Origin of the sequence: Psychrobacter sp. Sarcosine-3u-12, from assembly GCF_002836005.1 — a bacterium.
GTDB classification, from domain to species: Bacteria; Pseudomonadota; Gammaproteobacteria; order Pseudomonadales; family Moraxellaceae; genus Psychrobacter; species Psychrobacter okhotskensis.
Map to the genome: position 1 here is coordinate 51,873 of NZ_PJBY01000098.1, position 14,921 is coordinate 66,793.

Annotated in this window: 15 protein-coding genes; 12 read left to right on the forward strand and 3 right to left on the reverse strand. The window is 43.5% G+C overall.

Going from position 1 to position 14,921, the window contains the following annotated elements:
* Window positions 1-131: 131 nt before the first annotated feature.
* Together CXF65_RS07690 and CXF65_RS07700 are read right to left on the reverse strand one after the other, a co-directional pair.
* On the reverse strand, window positions 132-1,298 hold the full coding sequence (locus CXF65_RS07690) for a D-alanyl-D-alanine carboxypeptidase family protein (protein ID WP_101211621.1): 1,167 nt from the start codon (window positions 1,296-1,298) through the stop codon (window positions 132-134).
* A 558-nt stretch (window positions 1,299-1,856) separates the two neighbouring features.
* Window positions 1,857-2,291 carry an MCR_0457 family protein gene (locus tag CXF65_RS07700; RefSeq protein WP_025650574.1) on the reverse strand — a complete coding sequence of 145 codons (435 nt, stop codon included), beginning with the start codon at window positions 2,289-2,291 and terminating at the stop codon, window positions 1,857-1,859.
* A gap of 693 nt (window positions 2,292-2,984) precedes the next feature.
* Between CXF65_RS07700 and surE the strand changes: the two genes are divergently transcribed.
* From surE to modB, 12 genes are all read left to right on the forward strand, one after another.
* Complete coding sequence (gene surE / locus CXF65_RS07705; RefSeq protein ID WP_101211622.1) at window positions 2,985-3,797, forward strand: 5'/3'-nucleotidase SurE; 813 nt, start codon at window positions 2,985-2,987, stop codon at window positions 3,795-3,797.
* Window positions 3,798-3,908: 111 nt separating this feature from the next.
* Window positions 3,909-4,715: a LysM peptidoglycan-binding domain-containing M23 family metallopeptidase gene (locus CXF65_RS07710; RefSeq protein ID WP_025650571.1), complete on the forward strand. Its 807-nt coding sequence runs from the start codon at window positions 3,909-3,911 to the stop codon at window positions 4,713-4,715.
* Between the two features lie 97 nt (window positions 4,716-4,812).
* Window positions 4,813-6,117, forward strand: a complete 1,305-nt coding sequence (locus tag CXF65_RS07715) for a lytic murein transglycosylase (RefSeq protein WP_025650570.1) — start codon at window positions 4,813-4,815, stop codon at window positions 6,115-6,117.
* Between the two features lie 785 nt (window positions 6,118-6,902).
* Window positions 6,903-8,198 (forward strand): gephyrin-like molybdotransferase Glp, encoded by a 1,296-nt coding sequence (gene glp, locus CXF65_RS07720; protein ID WP_101211623.1) that lies wholly within the window; start codon window positions 6,903-6,905, stop codon window positions 8,196-8,198.
* Window positions 8,199-8,320: 122 nt separating this feature from the next.
* The gene (gene moaA / locus CXF65_RS07725) at window positions 8,321-9,433 is read left to right on the forward strand and encodes a GTP 3',8-cyclase MoaA (protein ID WP_101211624.1); all 1,113 of its coding nucleotides are present in this window, start codon (window positions 8,321-8,323) and stop codon (window positions 9,431-9,433) included.
* 57 nt (window positions 9,434-9,490) lie between these two features.
* Window positions 9,491-10,021, forward strand: coding sequence for a molybdenum cofactor biosynthesis protein B (moaB, locus tag CXF65_RS07730; RefSeq protein ID WP_101211625.1), 531 nt, complete (start codon window positions 9,491-9,493; stop codon window positions 10,019-10,021).
* Between the two features lie 6 nt (window positions 10,022-10,027).
* The gene (locus CXF65_RS07735) at window positions 10,028-10,756 is read left to right on the forward strand and encodes a molybdenum cofactor guanylyltransferase (RefSeq protein ID WP_101211626.1); all 729 of its coding nucleotides are present in this window, start codon (window positions 10,028-10,030) and stop codon (window positions 10,754-10,756) included.
* 75 nt (window positions 10,757-10,831) lie between these two features.
* Entirely contained in the window at window positions 10,832-11,338 is a 507-nt protein-coding gene (gene moaC, locus CXF65_RS07740) for a cyclic pyranopterin monophosphate synthase MoaC (RefSeq protein ID WP_025650565.1), read from the forward strand.
* Window positions 11,339-11,577: 239 nt separating this feature from the next.
* Window positions 11,578-11,859, forward strand: a complete 282-nt coding sequence (locus CXF65_RS07745) for a MoaD/ThiS family protein (RefSeq protein ID WP_025650563.1) — start codon at window positions 11,578-11,580, stop codon at window positions 11,857-11,859.
* 50 nt (window positions 11,860-11,909) lie between these two features.
* The gene (locus tag CXF65_RS07750; protein ID WP_025650562.1) at window positions 11,910-12,401 is read left to right on the forward strand and encodes a molybdenum cofactor biosynthesis protein MoaE; all 492 of its coding nucleotides are present in this window, start codon (window positions 11,910-11,912) and stop codon (window positions 12,399-12,401) included.
* An 18-nt stretch (window positions 12,402-12,419) separates the two neighbouring features.
* The gene (gene modA, locus CXF65_RS07755) at window positions 12,420-13,262 is read left to right on the forward strand and encodes a molybdate ABC transporter substrate-binding protein (protein ID WP_101211627.1); all 843 of its coding nucleotides are present in this window, start codon (window positions 12,420-12,422) and stop codon (window positions 13,260-13,262) included.
* A gap of 238 nt (window positions 13,263-13,500) precedes the next feature.
* Window positions 13,501-14,199 carry a molybdate ABC transporter permease subunit gene (gene modB / locus CXF65_RS07760; RefSeq protein ID WP_101211628.1) on the forward strand — a complete coding sequence of 233 codons (699 nt, stop codon included), beginning with the start codon at window positions 13,501-13,503 and terminating at the stop codon, window positions 14,197-14,199.
* Window positions 14,200-14,256: 57 nt separating this feature from the next.
* Here modB and CXF65_RS07765 read toward each other — a convergent pair whose 3' ends face one another.
* Window positions 14,257-14,727: a hemerythrin domain-containing protein gene (locus CXF65_RS07765; RefSeq protein ID WP_101211629.1), complete on the reverse strand. Its 471-nt coding sequence runs from the start codon at window positions 14,725-14,727 to the stop codon at window positions 14,257-14,259.
* Between the last annotated feature and the right edge of the window lie 194 nt (window positions 14,728-14,921).

Consider the following 14,921-nt stretch of genomic DNA (forward strand, 5'->3'; position numbering starts at 1 on the left):
ATAGATATAAGTATCAATTAGTATAGCTATAACTCAGTATAGAAACAAAAAAAGACGCCCAAATTGGAGGCGTCTTTTTTATTCACTCATGCTCTTAAAAAGTATTTGTGCGATGACTAAATAGCCTTACTTTAAAATAAGTTTTGTACCCAGCGTACGGCATGTTGCCACATACGACTCATAAAGCCTGATTGCTCGACATCATTGGTCGCTATGATAGGCACTGATGCGACTGCCTTACCATCGATGACTGCCATCATTTTGCCAACTTCTTGACCTTTTTTGATAGGCGCTTCTAAGCTTTCAGGGATATCAACTACGGTCGTGATTTTGTTCTTCTGCGTTTTACTGGTTAGAACTTGCAGATTATCACCTGTAGTCAGCTCTACTTCCTCTGCTTCCCCGAACCATACAGGGATTTTGCTCACGAACTGGCCAGCCGGTGCCTTGGTTACGGTCGTGAAGTGGCCAAAGCCCCAGTTGAGTAGCTCACGTGACTGATCGGCACGCGCTTGCTGGCTTTCGGTACCCATGATGACAGAGATTAGACGCATGCCTTCACGGTTACTTGACGCAACCAAGCAATAGCCAGCGGCATCAGTATGACCTGTTTTTAGGCCATCAACGGTAGAGTCAGTGGCGAGTAGGGCATTACGGTTACCTTGGGTAATACCATTGTAGGTAAACTCTTTTTCGGCATAAATACCATAATAGTCACCGCTGTTTTTGATAATAGCACGGGCTAGTTTGGCCAAATCCAACGCCGAGGCTTCATGACCTTCGTCAGGCATACCCGTAGAGTTGACGAAGTGGGTATTCTCCATACCCAGCTTTTCTGCTTGCTCATTCATTAGGATGGCAAATGAATCTTCGCTACCAGCAATATGCTCCGCCATGGCTTTTGAGGCATCATTACCTGATTGAATGATAATACCGCGCAGCATATCAATAACGCTGGCCTTTTGGTTCACTGGCACATACATACAAGATTGACTGCTACTACCACGGCACCAAGCATTTTGACTCATCAATACTTGTTCGTCTTCTTTAAGATCACCTGACGCTAAGCGCTGCTCAATGATGTAACTGGTCATCATTTTCGTCAAAGACGCTGGTGGGAGAGCTTGTTTGGCATTTTTTTGTGCCAATATTTCACCAGTATTGTAGTCCATTAGCACATAGGCTGTATTTTCCATCTCAGGTGGCTGAATGGCAGCGCTCGCCATCACCGCACTCATAGAAATACTCATACCAACGACCAGCTGCACCAGCTGTTTTTTTACACGCTTTACTGTCATAGATTGTTACACCGCATCATGGAACCAAATGTATCTATCGCATCATGGCTAGTACTAAACCTCATACGTTATTTCAAACCCTATGTCTCAAACATAAGGTTTTAAAAGAGCCAATGTGTGAGGAAAACGAGGCCTGAGCGACGGACATAAAATTAACGCCTTATCTTAGCAAAATGCCAACCGATGGGGAATCGATAAATAAAAAAAATAGGACGCAACTGAAAAAGGCAGGCAATACTTAAAAGGCTTTTAGGTATATTGAGATTTATGCATGTTTTTTTACTTGCCACAAAAAAGCTTGCCGCACCAACTGCAATGGAGCAGTGGGGTGACAGCAAGCTTTTCCTAGACGCGATAAGCTCACTTATAAAGCTCGTCGCGCTAGCGTTCTATTTGCTTAACTCAATAAGGCAAAGGCAGCAATATCTATATTTTTTATCATTATTTATTGCTGTTAATGTCCAAGTGAATAATAGAAAGGATTGTACAGAGTAATATTTCTAGACTTAGCAAAAGTTCTACTTTTGTCATACAACGAAAGCATCTATTAATTATCCATTAATATTCAGCGTTCGCCAAATCTTCGCACAAGGCTTTATTTTCTTGTTTAGAGAAGCCCATGGTCCAGCTACGGATGCCTTGTAATATCTGGCGATAGTCTTGCTGTGTTGATAGATATTGAATCGCCGCTTTTGGGTCTTCTAGCGATGGCATCAATTCATGCAGCTGTACCGTATAAGACTTATAAAAACGCTGTTTCTGTTTACCATTTAGCATCGGCGGGCAAATCTCAGACAATACTTGCATCACGGCAATCTCGTGCTTGGTGATATTCATGCCAGACATATCCAATGGGATAGTGGTTGCTGGATTGGGTGCAGCATTGGTCGCTTGAGACAGCATGGCAACAGACGTTATCAGTCCTGCAAAACCGATTTTTGAGACGGTCTTTGCTATCACAGAAGCTATAGATAATATCGATTGATTATTCATTCAGTATTACACTCGCTTATCTTTATTTAATGGTCATATGTTAATGGGTAAAAAAACAAAAGTCACATAAAATATTGATTTATGTGTAGATATATTGTGAGCCAAAGGCATTTTGCAGCAACATATCAGTAGCATCAACCTATAAGTTACGTCAGCATAAAAGTATAAGTTTATATTGTTGTACGTTGTTGTCTATTGTAACGTGTTACCGACCAGTTTTAATTGCATCTAGTCGAGCCACTATAAAATAAACATAGTACTACTGGGATGAATTTTTCGTCGCCTCTGTCAGCTTAGACACAGCAAGCAAGGAAAATTTATACCAGTGGCGCATTATAATACTTATACTCATTTTATTTGGGACTGACTATATTGCCGTTTGACTACCGTGAAAAATAAAGGATGCTGTCAAGCAACAGGCAAATTCTGCGCAAAGAGTGGGTTCGTGTCTGCTAGCGATTCAGGTATAATCGCCCATAATATCGTTGCACCTGACACGACTATAGGGTTAAAGTGCTATCTAATAATGACCACAGTTAGCATAAAACGGAGTGATAACAATCGTTCCCAGTGGTGCATCGGGGTGAGGTGCGCTCAGCAATTAATAGTCAAATACTGGGCTAATTATAGCAATTTTACCACCCTAAAGTAGACAAGCAGACAGACGGTCAAACCTAAATATATTGAGCACAAATGAAATTTTTAGTTAGTAATGATGATGGGGTACATGCGCCAGGATTGTTAGCGCTGGCGCAAGCTTTATCAAAGGTTGGTGAGGTGAAGGTGGTCGCACCTAACAATGAGCAGAGCGGCTGCAGTAGCGCCTTGAGCATCTCTCAGCCGTTGTATACTCAGCAGTTGCCGTCGGGGTTTATCGCGGTCAATGGTTCGCCTGCGGATTGTGTTTATTTGGCGTTACACGAGCTGTATCAAGACACGCGCTTTGACTGCGTGATTACTGGTATCAATTCAGGGGCCAACTTGGGACAAGATGTATTTTTTTCGGGTACTTTTGGCGCGGCATTGACCGCCCAACTCTTTGGCTTACCGGCGATTGCGACTTCTCTGGTAGGGGCGAGAATAAAAGGCGACGAGCAAGACCAAGCGCACCGCTATCAAATGGCCGCCGATGAAATAGTCAAACTGTTGACCGAAACATCTATAGTAGAGGCATTCAAAAGTTTGCCCTATCATGTATTAAACGTTAATATCCCTGATGTAAATGATGCTGATGATATTAAAGGTCGAAAAATCACCTGTCTGGTACATAGTCAGATAGCACGGCCTGTACATCATGTGGTAGATCCACGCGGGCGAGATGCCTATTGGCTATCGCTACGTAAGCGGCAACATGAATCGTCACTAGAAACTGAAGATATTCAGTCATCTGCCATAAACATGACGGATGACCAAGCGGTGGCAGCGGGTTATATTAGTCTATCTCCAGTGCGCCTGCATCATACGCCAGCTGACACCCTTAATACGTTGTCGGCGTTAATGCTATAATTTGGTGCTGCCAAATCCTAGCTGCCAAATACTAAACGGTATAAAAGTTAGCAAAATGCTTGTGATTAGCACAAGGAGTTTGTGAGTAACATAAAGAATAGGAAATCTTGTATGAAGAAGCTTATTGCTGGATCGCGCTTGGCAACAGTAGCATTGATAGGAACGTTGACAGCAGCATCGTTAACGATAGTAGGCTGTGCGACGAAGCCTACTTACCAATCAGCTAACCAAGTGGGACCTAAGATTATTACCAATGCGCAAGGCGTTCCTAACTATCATCGCGTGCAGCGTGGCGATACGGTCAGTCAAATCGCTGAACGCTATCGCTTGAGCTATCGTCAAATTGGGGCGATGAACGGTTTGGATAGTAAATATACCATCTATAGCGGTCAGTGGTTGAAGCTATGGGAAGGCGCGCCAGTAACGGCAGCTAGCAACAATCGCTATAATACTTATAATGGTGCTAATACTTCTGCTCCGTCACAGCCGACTTATACCCCTCCTGTCACCAGCACGCCAACGCCAGCATATGAAGTAACGGCCAACGCGACATCAGGCTATGACTATCCAAGTCGTAACCAAGTGGTTCGCAACTTTGATGCGGCAGCCGGTAACATGGGCATGTGGTTCGCTGGTAACGAAGGTGATCCTGTGCTTGCCAGCCAATCTGGTACTGTATTGTATTCGGGCAATGGTCTACCAGAGTATGGTAACCTCATCATGATTCGCCACAGCGATAATTACATCACCGCCTACGCTCACAATAGTCAATTACTGGTTAAAGAAGGCGAGCAGGTACAACTTGGTCAACGTATTGCCAGTATGGGTAGCAGTGGTCAAACCAACCAAGTCGGTCTAGAATTTCAAGTTCGCTTGAATGGCAATCCTATCGATCCACGGGCTGTACTCGGACGTTAAATGCTTTGATTTTAAATGCTTAGACGTTAAATTTGATGAACGGCTGCTAATTGTTGCCGCTAATCGCTAAGTTACTTATCCATACTTGAGAGTTTTTATGATGTTAAAAAAACAGTACATTGCCCTTTTCCCTGCCTTAGTAATGGTCGGTTGTACCAGTCAACAGGCGATGCAAAAACCCAGCAAGCCTGTGCGTCAAGGTAATGTACAGATTACCCAGACTCAAACCATTCAAGTAAAGCCAACACCGGCACCGGTCGTCAAGCCGCAGCCAGTGGCAAAACCAAGCTACAACAGCTTTTCTGATTGGAAGTCTGATTTCTCCATGCGCGCGCTGTCATCAGGCTATGATGCCTCAACGATTCGACGTCTGATGGATTCTGCTTACTTAAATCAGCAGGTCATCTCGCTTGACTCAGGACAGCCAGAGTTTTCAAAAATGCCGTGGGAATATGTTGATTCTGCGGTATCAGATGGGCGTGTGAGTACGGGTAAGCGCAAGTTTGCTGAGCAACGGGCATTTTTGTCACAATTAGAATCGCAGTATGGGGTAAGTGCAGAAACCATCGCCGCGATTTGGGGCATGGAGTCGTCATACGGCGTGGTGACTGGCAATAGCGATTTACCAAGCGCGCTCTCTAGCCTTGCTTATGACGGTCGTCGCCAAGAGTTCGCCGAAACGCAGTTACTATCATTAGCGACGCTATTGCAGCGTGGTGATGTGTCGTGGTCACAGTTAGAAGGCTCTTGGGCTGGCGGCATGGGACAAACGCAGTTCATCCCAGGTACTTGGTTAGAGCATGGTGTCGATGGTGATGGTAATGGTCACCGCAACCCATGGTCAACAGGCGATGCCTTAGCCTCTACGGCCAATTATCTCAGCAACTCAGGCTGGGTTCGCGGTCTGGCGCCTTTTTATGAGGTAACGGTTCCATCTTCATTTGATTATTCAGTGGTCGGTAGCAAGCAACCTGCAGCCAGATGGGCGGCGCTTGGCGTTGATACCATAGATGATGTGTATCTCGATGCCAATACGCAAATGGAGCTATGGCTACCAGCGGGTAAAGATGGCCCAGTGCTATTGTTAAGCCCAAATTTTGATGTGATCAAGGTTTATAACAACTCATCGAGCTATGCGCTGGGTGTGAGCTTGCTGGGTAAAGCACTGGCTGGGCAAAGTGGTCTACGAAAATCATGGCCGCGCTATGAAAACCCATTATCGACTTCTCAAGTGACCAGATTGCAGCAGCGCTTAACCAGTGCAGGTTATGATACCAAAGGCACGGATGGTATTATCGGTACCAACACGCGCAAAGCATTCCAGCGTTGGCAAGCCGATAACGGGCAAACGCCAGATGGTTTTATCAGTCAGCGGAGTGCTTCTTCATTGACATCATGGTGAAGTTGGTTGCTGGCGCTATTATGTAATAATCAACGCCACCGTTTTTGACGACTGTGTTCATAATTTTTTATAGTGATGACTCTAAAAAAGCACCTAGATTAAGGTGCTTTTTTTGACTTCATGCAAAGTCATCGATTTATATGGTCAGTGAAAAGTAATATCGAACCATCACGCATTGCTGATATCTATTTTTCTTGCTTGCTGTGCCTGTGCAGACAGAGGCTACAAAAAATTGATATCAGCAATACCGTCGCGTTTTTATGATATTTTGACTAGGGCGTGTCCTCATTTTAAAAATGGTGATACAAATGAGGTAAATTGCAGTCAAACAAGGAAAATAGTGCAGATAATATCGAGATATTACCTAGTTATTTGACGATGTTTGGCAAGATTTAACCATTTTTAGCCCATTTAGATTGCTATCGGTTGAATTGAGGACACGCCCTATAGTTAGCCGCTTAAAAGTTCCTGAATTAAAAATTGTTAAGTCAAAGAATTTGAGTTTAACTTAAAAAGTTCAAATTAAGCAGTTCAAATTAAGTGTTCGCTATTAATATCGATTATCTGTTAGTGTTTAACGAGCAGGGTGCTATATGAACTTATTTGTATGGTGCTATCAAAAACTTAAGTACACTCGCATTGAAAATATATAAAATCGACTACAACAAGTAGAAGAGATGCAATTAACGCTGATAGCAAAAAATACGGGCTACAGATGATAAACTGTTAGCAATGCCTCACTATAATGTAATACTAATAACAACCGACAAACTGAGTGTTCCCCTATGATTACGATGGAAGCGTTACAGACAGCGATAAAGCTGCGCGTAGATACTTATAATAATAATGACTTTCCATTGCCAACAAGGGTGCTCAACACCTGTGAGCTGCTAGACAGTCGTAATCAAATACTGGCGCAAGATATCACCGCAACATTCGATATACCAAGACAGAATCTATCAGCGATGGATGGTTATGCGATCGCTCATGGCAGCGATATATCAGATACCAGCATCATTAAGATCATTGGCGAATCACAAGCGGGCAGTGCTTATACTGGCGAGTTAACAGCGGGACAAGGTGTACGTATCTTTACTGGCGCCGTCGTTCCAGATAGCTGTGACACGGTCATCATGCAAGAGAATACTAACTTTGCCACTATTAGAGACACAATCGATAAATCAAAACCTTACACGGTGACGCTGTCGCAAACGGCTCAGATCGATAACAATATTCGCAAACAAGGTGAAGAAATCGAATCGGGCGAGGCCGTATTGAAGGTAGGTAAACGTCTTAATGCTGCTGATATTAGCTTATTGGCTAATTTGGGCGTCAGCCAAATCAAGGTGTTTCAGCCATTGACGGTAGGCCTGTTAGCAACTGGTGATGAGCTGGTTGCTATTGGCAATGAGCTGACAAGCTTGGCGCAAATATATAATTCTAATACGCCTACACTCAAAACCATGCTGGCTGATCTGCCAGTGACCATTCGTGATTACGGCATTATCCCTGACAATCTAGAGCAGACGACTGCCGCTGTCAATAAAGCGATGCAAGACTGCGATGTCCTGATATCAACGGCTGGCGTCTCGGTTGGTGATTATGATTTTTTGACTACCGTGATTGAACAGCTGGGTCAAATTAACCACTATAAAGTCGCGATGAAGCCGGGTAAGCCGTTTGTGTTTGGTGAATTAAACCAAGATATAGCTAAGCCCGTGTTATATTTTGGTCTGCCGGGCAATCCATTATCGACGGTCGTTGGGGCGTTACAGTTTGTGATACCAGCATTGTGGCAAATGTCAGGCGCTGATTTAGCAGAGCGACCCATGCAATTGAGTGTCAAAGCAACGCTCACAAACGATATCAAAAAATCAGCTGGTCGTAAGGACTTTCAGCGCGGTGTTCTCACACAAAACGACGCTGGCAGTTATCAAGTTGAGTGCTTCTCAGGTCAGCAATCACATAGAATCAAACAGCTTAGCCGAGCGAATTGCTTTGTTGTTTTGGACAAAGACAGTGGTAATGTGGCATCAGGTGATAGCGTCATTGTGCAGCCGTTCCCTTGGCTACATGCGTAGTGAAAGTTTTCTAAATCTCTATAAGATGACTACAAAAAAACTGAAAATAAATCATACAATGGTAGGCCAAACACGAATAATAAAGTAATGCTGCCCACAAGCACTACTGATGGTAGGAAAATATGAGTGATGACAACATTAAGATAGGCCATGCACAACTGTATTCGCCTAGTATGTCTACATTAACAGCCGCTACGGCTTTTGATAATTATCAAGCCCCGTCTGTAGCAGCACCTACCGAGCAAGATATTGAGCACTCTCAACCGTTAACTGATGGTTTTGCTCGACGTCTTACCTATCTGCGTTTGTCTATTACCGACTTCTGTAACTTTCGCTGTGAATACTGTTTGCCGAACGGCTATCAAGGCAAACGCCCTGATGATGAGCTTAGTGTCCCTGAGATTGCCACACTGATACGCGGCTTTGCTCAAGTCGGCACCAAAAAAGTTAGAATCACTGGTGGTGAGCCCTCTATCCGTCGCGATGTCGTCGAGATTATTGAAACCATCAAACAAACTGATGGCATTGAAACGGTGGCGATGACCAGTAATGGTTATAAGCTGGGTAAGCATTTAGCCAGTTGGCAAGCAGCTGGGCTCGACCAGTTAAATATCAGCATGGACAGTTTTGATGCCGCTACTTTTCACAAGATGACAGGCTTTGATAGCTTACCGCAACTACTTGCTGACATGGATACGTTGCTACAAACCACGAATATCAAGCTTAAAATTAATAGTGTGTTGATGGCAGAGACCGCCTTTGAAAATCTGATAGATGCCATCGACTACGTCAAAGATAGGCGAGTGACTTATCGATTTATTGAATTCATGCAGACCAGCGACAATAGCGATCTGTTTTTTGCTCAGCATGCCCAGTCCGATATTATTACCGATTATTTATTAGAGCATGGCTGGCAGCCACATGAGCGCGGCAGTAGTGATGGTCCAGCGGTAGAGTACAGCCATCCTGATTATATGGGACGCATTGGTATGATTGCCCCTTACGCGGCGCATTTCTGTGATACCTGTAATCGCCTGCGGGTGAGCAGTCAAGGCAAAGTGCATCTGTGCTTATTCGATCAAGGCAACTATGATATTCGTCAGCATCTACAGACTAACGATGTGCAAGGTTTAGTCAATGATCTACATAGCTTTATGCCGATTAAACCTGAGCACCATCATTTGCATGATGCCAATAGCGGCATTATGCATAACCTGTCAATCATTGGCGGTTAAATTAATAAGCATGTTACGCTTTTTTAAACATTAACATCACCTTCTCGAGGAAACTCTATGAGCAAACCCGCTACAGCATTTACACCGCTTAATATTGCCGTATTAACCGTCTCTGACAGTCGAACACTTGCAGAAGATACCTCAGGACAATACTTGGTAGACAGCTTAACCGAAGCAGGGCATCACTTAGCAGACCGTCAATTGATCTCTGATGATATCTACCAGATAAGAGCGGTGATCAGTGGTTGGATTGCAGATCCAAAGGTTCATGCAGTGATTACGACGGGCGGTACGGGATTTTTTATCAGAGATAGCATGCCAGAAGCGGTAAAAGTACTGTTTGATAAGTCGATCGATGGCTTTGGTGAAATGTTTCGTCTCATCTCAAAAGATGAAATTGGCATGTCTACGGTACAATCACGAGCGGTTGCTGGCATGGCAAATGGCACCGGTATATTTTGCTTACCGGGCTCATCAGGCGCGTGTCGTACTGGCTGGGAAGATATCTTAAAAGAGCAGTTCGATAGCCGTACTCGTCCATGCAATTTTGTGCCGCACTTTTTGGCACAAAATCCTAGCCATGACTGATATTCAATGATGGTTGATACTGCACCACATCTAAATAGCTTGGCAGGCGTAGTCATCTTAGCGGGTGGTGCGTCCAAGCGTATGGGCACGCCCAAAGCGGAGCTCACTCTGCCGACAGGTGAGCGGCTATTAGACTATCATGTGCGTCATGCCCTTGAACTAACAGCGGCTGATTCAAATGCCGCTGATTTCAATATACTGATTATGATTGCAGACAATGAGCGCGGTTTTACGGTTGATTTAGATTTAACTGTTAGTAATATACAATCTCCAATTATGCATATTACTGATTACACTCCTATGAAAGATGACAAACAGAGCGATAATGGCGGGGCTTTGGTTGCTATTGAATCAGCTCTGCAGACATTAGCTAAGCTCACTGATACAACGCCAAACCAAAAATCCGGCTCCTCATGGTTACTTGTTATTAGCTGCGATAGCTTAATACCGGCAACTGATTTATGGCAAAAATTACAACCAGTGATTAGTCAAGCGGCCGATAAAAAAGTGGTTTGTCTAACCGATGATAGCCATCTATATCCATTATTGGGGCTGTATCAATTAAGTGTTGAGCCTGATCTGAAGGCTTATGTTGATAGCGGTCAACGCCGTGTCATGTCATTTATCAAGCCTCTTACGCAAGCGGTGCCTTTGACAGAAAATTGGCAGCATCTGACCAACTTTAATACCCCTGAAGATTTTCAACGTGCCTGCGCAGTGTTAAGCGATTTATAAAATTTTATCAAGAGACTTTATCAAGAGACTTTATCAAGAGACTTTATCAAGAGACCTTATCAAGAGACATTAGCAATGAATAGCAATAATCAGGAAAGCAGACAATCTAGCTTATCGCATCTAGACGGCAACGGCGATATTACCATGGTCGATGTCAGTGGCAAGACGGCAACGACGCGAGAAGCCAATGCAGTCGGACAAGTGCGTTTCCCAAGCGAGATTTATGCGCAAATCAAAGCTGCTGATGGTATGACCAAAAAGGGTAGCATTACTCAGACGGCGCATATCGCCGGTATTATGGCCGCCAAGCGCACCCACGATTTGATTCCACTGTGTCATCCATTGCCGCTAGACAAGATTGGTCTAGCCTTTGCTTATGATGACGACCTAAATGCCATTATCGTCAGCGGCACTGTCAAAGTCACGCATAAAACTGGGGTCGAGATGGAAGCCTTAACCGCCGTTAGCATTGCTTGTTTGACCATCTACGATATGACCAAAGCGCTATCGCATGATATCGTTATTGATAATATTCATTTGGTGACAAAAACAGGTGGAAAATCAGACTATCGTCATGCTTAAAATCACACTTAGAATAATGAAGTTTTTTATAACGATGAGCATTACCCGATGAGCAGTAATATATAGTCAAAATATCCTAAAATCGCTACGGTACTGCTGATATCAATTTTTTGAAGCCTCTGTCTGCGCAGGCATAGCAAGCAAAAAAAATAGATATCAGCAGTGCGTGATGTGTCGATATTACTTTTAACTGACTATAGTTATAAAGCTCGATAGTTTGCACAGAATGGAAGGTTTTTATGAGTAATATTGACGTAGCACCAAACACTGAAGCAACGATGACTATCAACGTCTTGTATTTCGCCAGCTTAGCGGACGAAGCCAATTGCCAAGAAGAAGCGGTCAGCGTTGAGCAGTCGACCTCATTGACTGAGCTATACGAACAACTCAGTCAAAAGCATCGCTTTAGTCGCCCGCAGGCAGAGCTACGCGTGGCGGTAAATGATTACTTTGCTAAATGGACAGACCAGATCTATGATGGTGATAGTGTGGTATTTATCACCCCAGTTGCGGGTGGTTAAATTTTAGTAGATCGCTTCCTAATTAAAAAGACAGCAAATAGAGACATCAAATGACAGATAACGTCCACAGCCACTCAATGAGTATCAAGCGTAGTATCGATGAAGCCTACCTAATCGCTGAGCGTGATGGCTTTGCGTTATTAGACGTAGCGATTGATGAAGGTCGACTAAAAAATACCCTCGATGATGATAGCTGCGGTGCTTTTGTTTGCTTTGAAGGCAGAGTGCGTAATCATAATAATGCCACTAGTGTTGAACGCTTGACCTATTATGGTTATGAAGACTTAGCGCTGAATCAAGGTCGCGCAATTATCGAAGAAGCTAAAAAGCGTTTTGAAATCACTCATGCCATTGCCATTCATCGTATCGGTGCTTTAGAGATAGGCGATGTCGCTGTGTGGGTTGGTGTGGTTTCTGCCCATCGTTATCCCGCTTTTGATGCTTGCCGCTGGATACTCGATACAATTAAGGCAGATATTCCGGTTTGGAAGCAAGAATACTACGACAATGATGTTTCCAAGTGGCTTAGTAACAATGGTTAAGAACGAGGATGGTTAGTAATGGCTAAGTTGATGGCGGTGACACCTATCTCTGCGTTTTTACTAGTAGCGTTAAGCGCTTGCACAGCAGAAAATACGGTTGACACGGATTCTGCTAGCCAGACACCTGAGCAAACCCAAACCCTACGTATTGCTGCTGCTGCCAATTTATCGGATGTGTTGCCTCAAATTGTTGATGGTTATAAAGTAGATAAAAATTTAGTGGCGCAGGATATTGATGTGACTTATGCCTCGTCAGGCAAGTTATACGCGCAAATAAAAGCAGGCGCACCTTACGATATATTCTTATCTGCCAATCAAGAATTCCCTGCCAAACTGGCGGCTGAAAGAGTCGTAGACAACGATAAAAATAATGAGAGTTATACACCATTTACTTATACGCAAGGTCAGTTAGCCTTATATAGCCTGACTAAGTCGTTGGACAAATCTGATCCGGCAGCATTGAGTGACTTACTTATAAATGATGCTAACGGCAAAATAGCCATTGCTAACCCCGAACTTGCCCCTTATGGCGCCTCTGCACAAACCTATCTAAAATCGCAAAATTTATACGATAGCCTAAATAAGCAAAAACGCCTGATACAGGCCGAAAATATTGGCCAAGCATTTCAATATGCGCATACGGGCAGTGTGGATTATGGTTTTGTCGCACAATCACAAGTTATAGCAATTAAGGCCAAACCTGAACGATTTATCACGTTAGCACCAGCCTCTTATCCAGCAATTTTGCAAGATGGAATCGTCATTAGTGATGCACTCATTGCCACAGATTTTACAGATTATTTGCGCTCAAAAGCAGGACAACACTATTTCTCGCAAGCGGGCTATTTAATGGTTAAATAACCAAGCATTATCCTTATACCAAACCCAAAAATACGATTAGCTGTGTCAAAATTGCTTGGCCTACAATGCGTAGTACTTATACTCTTTTTCCTTGCTACTTTAATTTTTGTAAATGATATGGCCAGTGAAAAGTAATATCGATACATCAGCAATACCGTCACGTTTTTAGGATATTTTGACTATATTACTTGTTACGATCAGTAACGGCTAGCAACGACCAAGAAAGAGCAGTGACGTTATGATAGCCCAATCTCTTATGGTAGGCATGCTCAGTCCATTATGGGTGAGCGTTAAGCTTGCCGGTGTGACCACCTTGTGCTTATTATTGTTTGCCACGCCTGTCGCTTATTGGCTTGCCAAGCCCAGCCGTGGCCGCGTACTTGGTCGCTTTAAAGTCTTACTAATGGGCATTATCGCGTTGCCGTTGGTATTACCGCCTACCGTGATTGGTTTTTATTTATTACTGCTATTAAGCCCCAACGTCGGTATCGGTAGATGGCTTGCCGAGCATAACATCAGTCCATTCATCTTTACCTTTGAAGGGCTTGTCATCGGCTCTATTATTTACTCATTGCCTTTTTATATTCAGCCTGTCTACGCTCAGTTTTTGCGCATTCCACCTAGCGTCATTGAAGTTGCACATTTATTAGAAACCAGTCGTCTGAGGCGCTTTATGAAAGTGGCATTGCCACAAGCGCGCGTTGGTATCATTCTTGGCAGCTTAATTAGCTTTGCCCATACCATTGGCGAGTTCGGCGTGGTATTGATGATAGGTGGCAGTATCTCCGGTGAGACCAAAGTCGTCTCGATTGCTATCTATGAGCAAGTCGAGGCACTGAATTATGAAGCTGCACATATGATGTCCGGCATTCTTATTATCATTGGTGTGATCATGGTCGCCTTGATTGCCACTGTCAATAAGCTAAATCAACGCTGATGCTCGATTAACGTCGATAAAAGCGACGCAAACAGCATTTTTGAAACACTATAATTTCTAGCGATTCTCATCTGAGCGCTTAATACTGTCTGGGCTTGCTTGATAAACAGCATCTAGCTCATCCTCTGTTAGATACTCTTCTACGATAGGATACAGTTCGCGCTCCTCAAAACGAATATGGTCGTATAGTAACGTGCCAAGCTCTCTAACTTGTTCTGTCGTTATAGACTGACTCGCCGTTTTTTGACCCGTATCTATCAGGGTCTGCAAGCGTTTATGCTGACCAGTAAGCGTCTCTAATACCGATGCTACTTCAGGTTGAGATGCTCGATAAGGCTCTAGGGCGTTGGCAATTAAATTGTCTTCAATCTGAAAATGATATTGCATATCGTCGATATAAGCGGTGAGATTATGCCAGTGCTTGGCAATCTCGTCAGTCGTGTCAGCGCATTCTTTCGCATGACGAGATAAGTTGAGACCAAGGTGATGATGGCGAGATAATGGCTGTAATTGATTGCTGCGTTTCATAATTGGACCCCTTCATAAGTCTACAAACGATTAGGTAAAATACTTTTGAAACAAAAGCTTTTATTTTTAATACTGTCATTCTAAAAATCATGATGCTGTTACTATCAGCATACACAAGCATCAAGGCAGGTTGTTATTTCATTTTTATCTCTACTTTTCAAATGAGGACACGCCCTAGAATTATATAAATATAA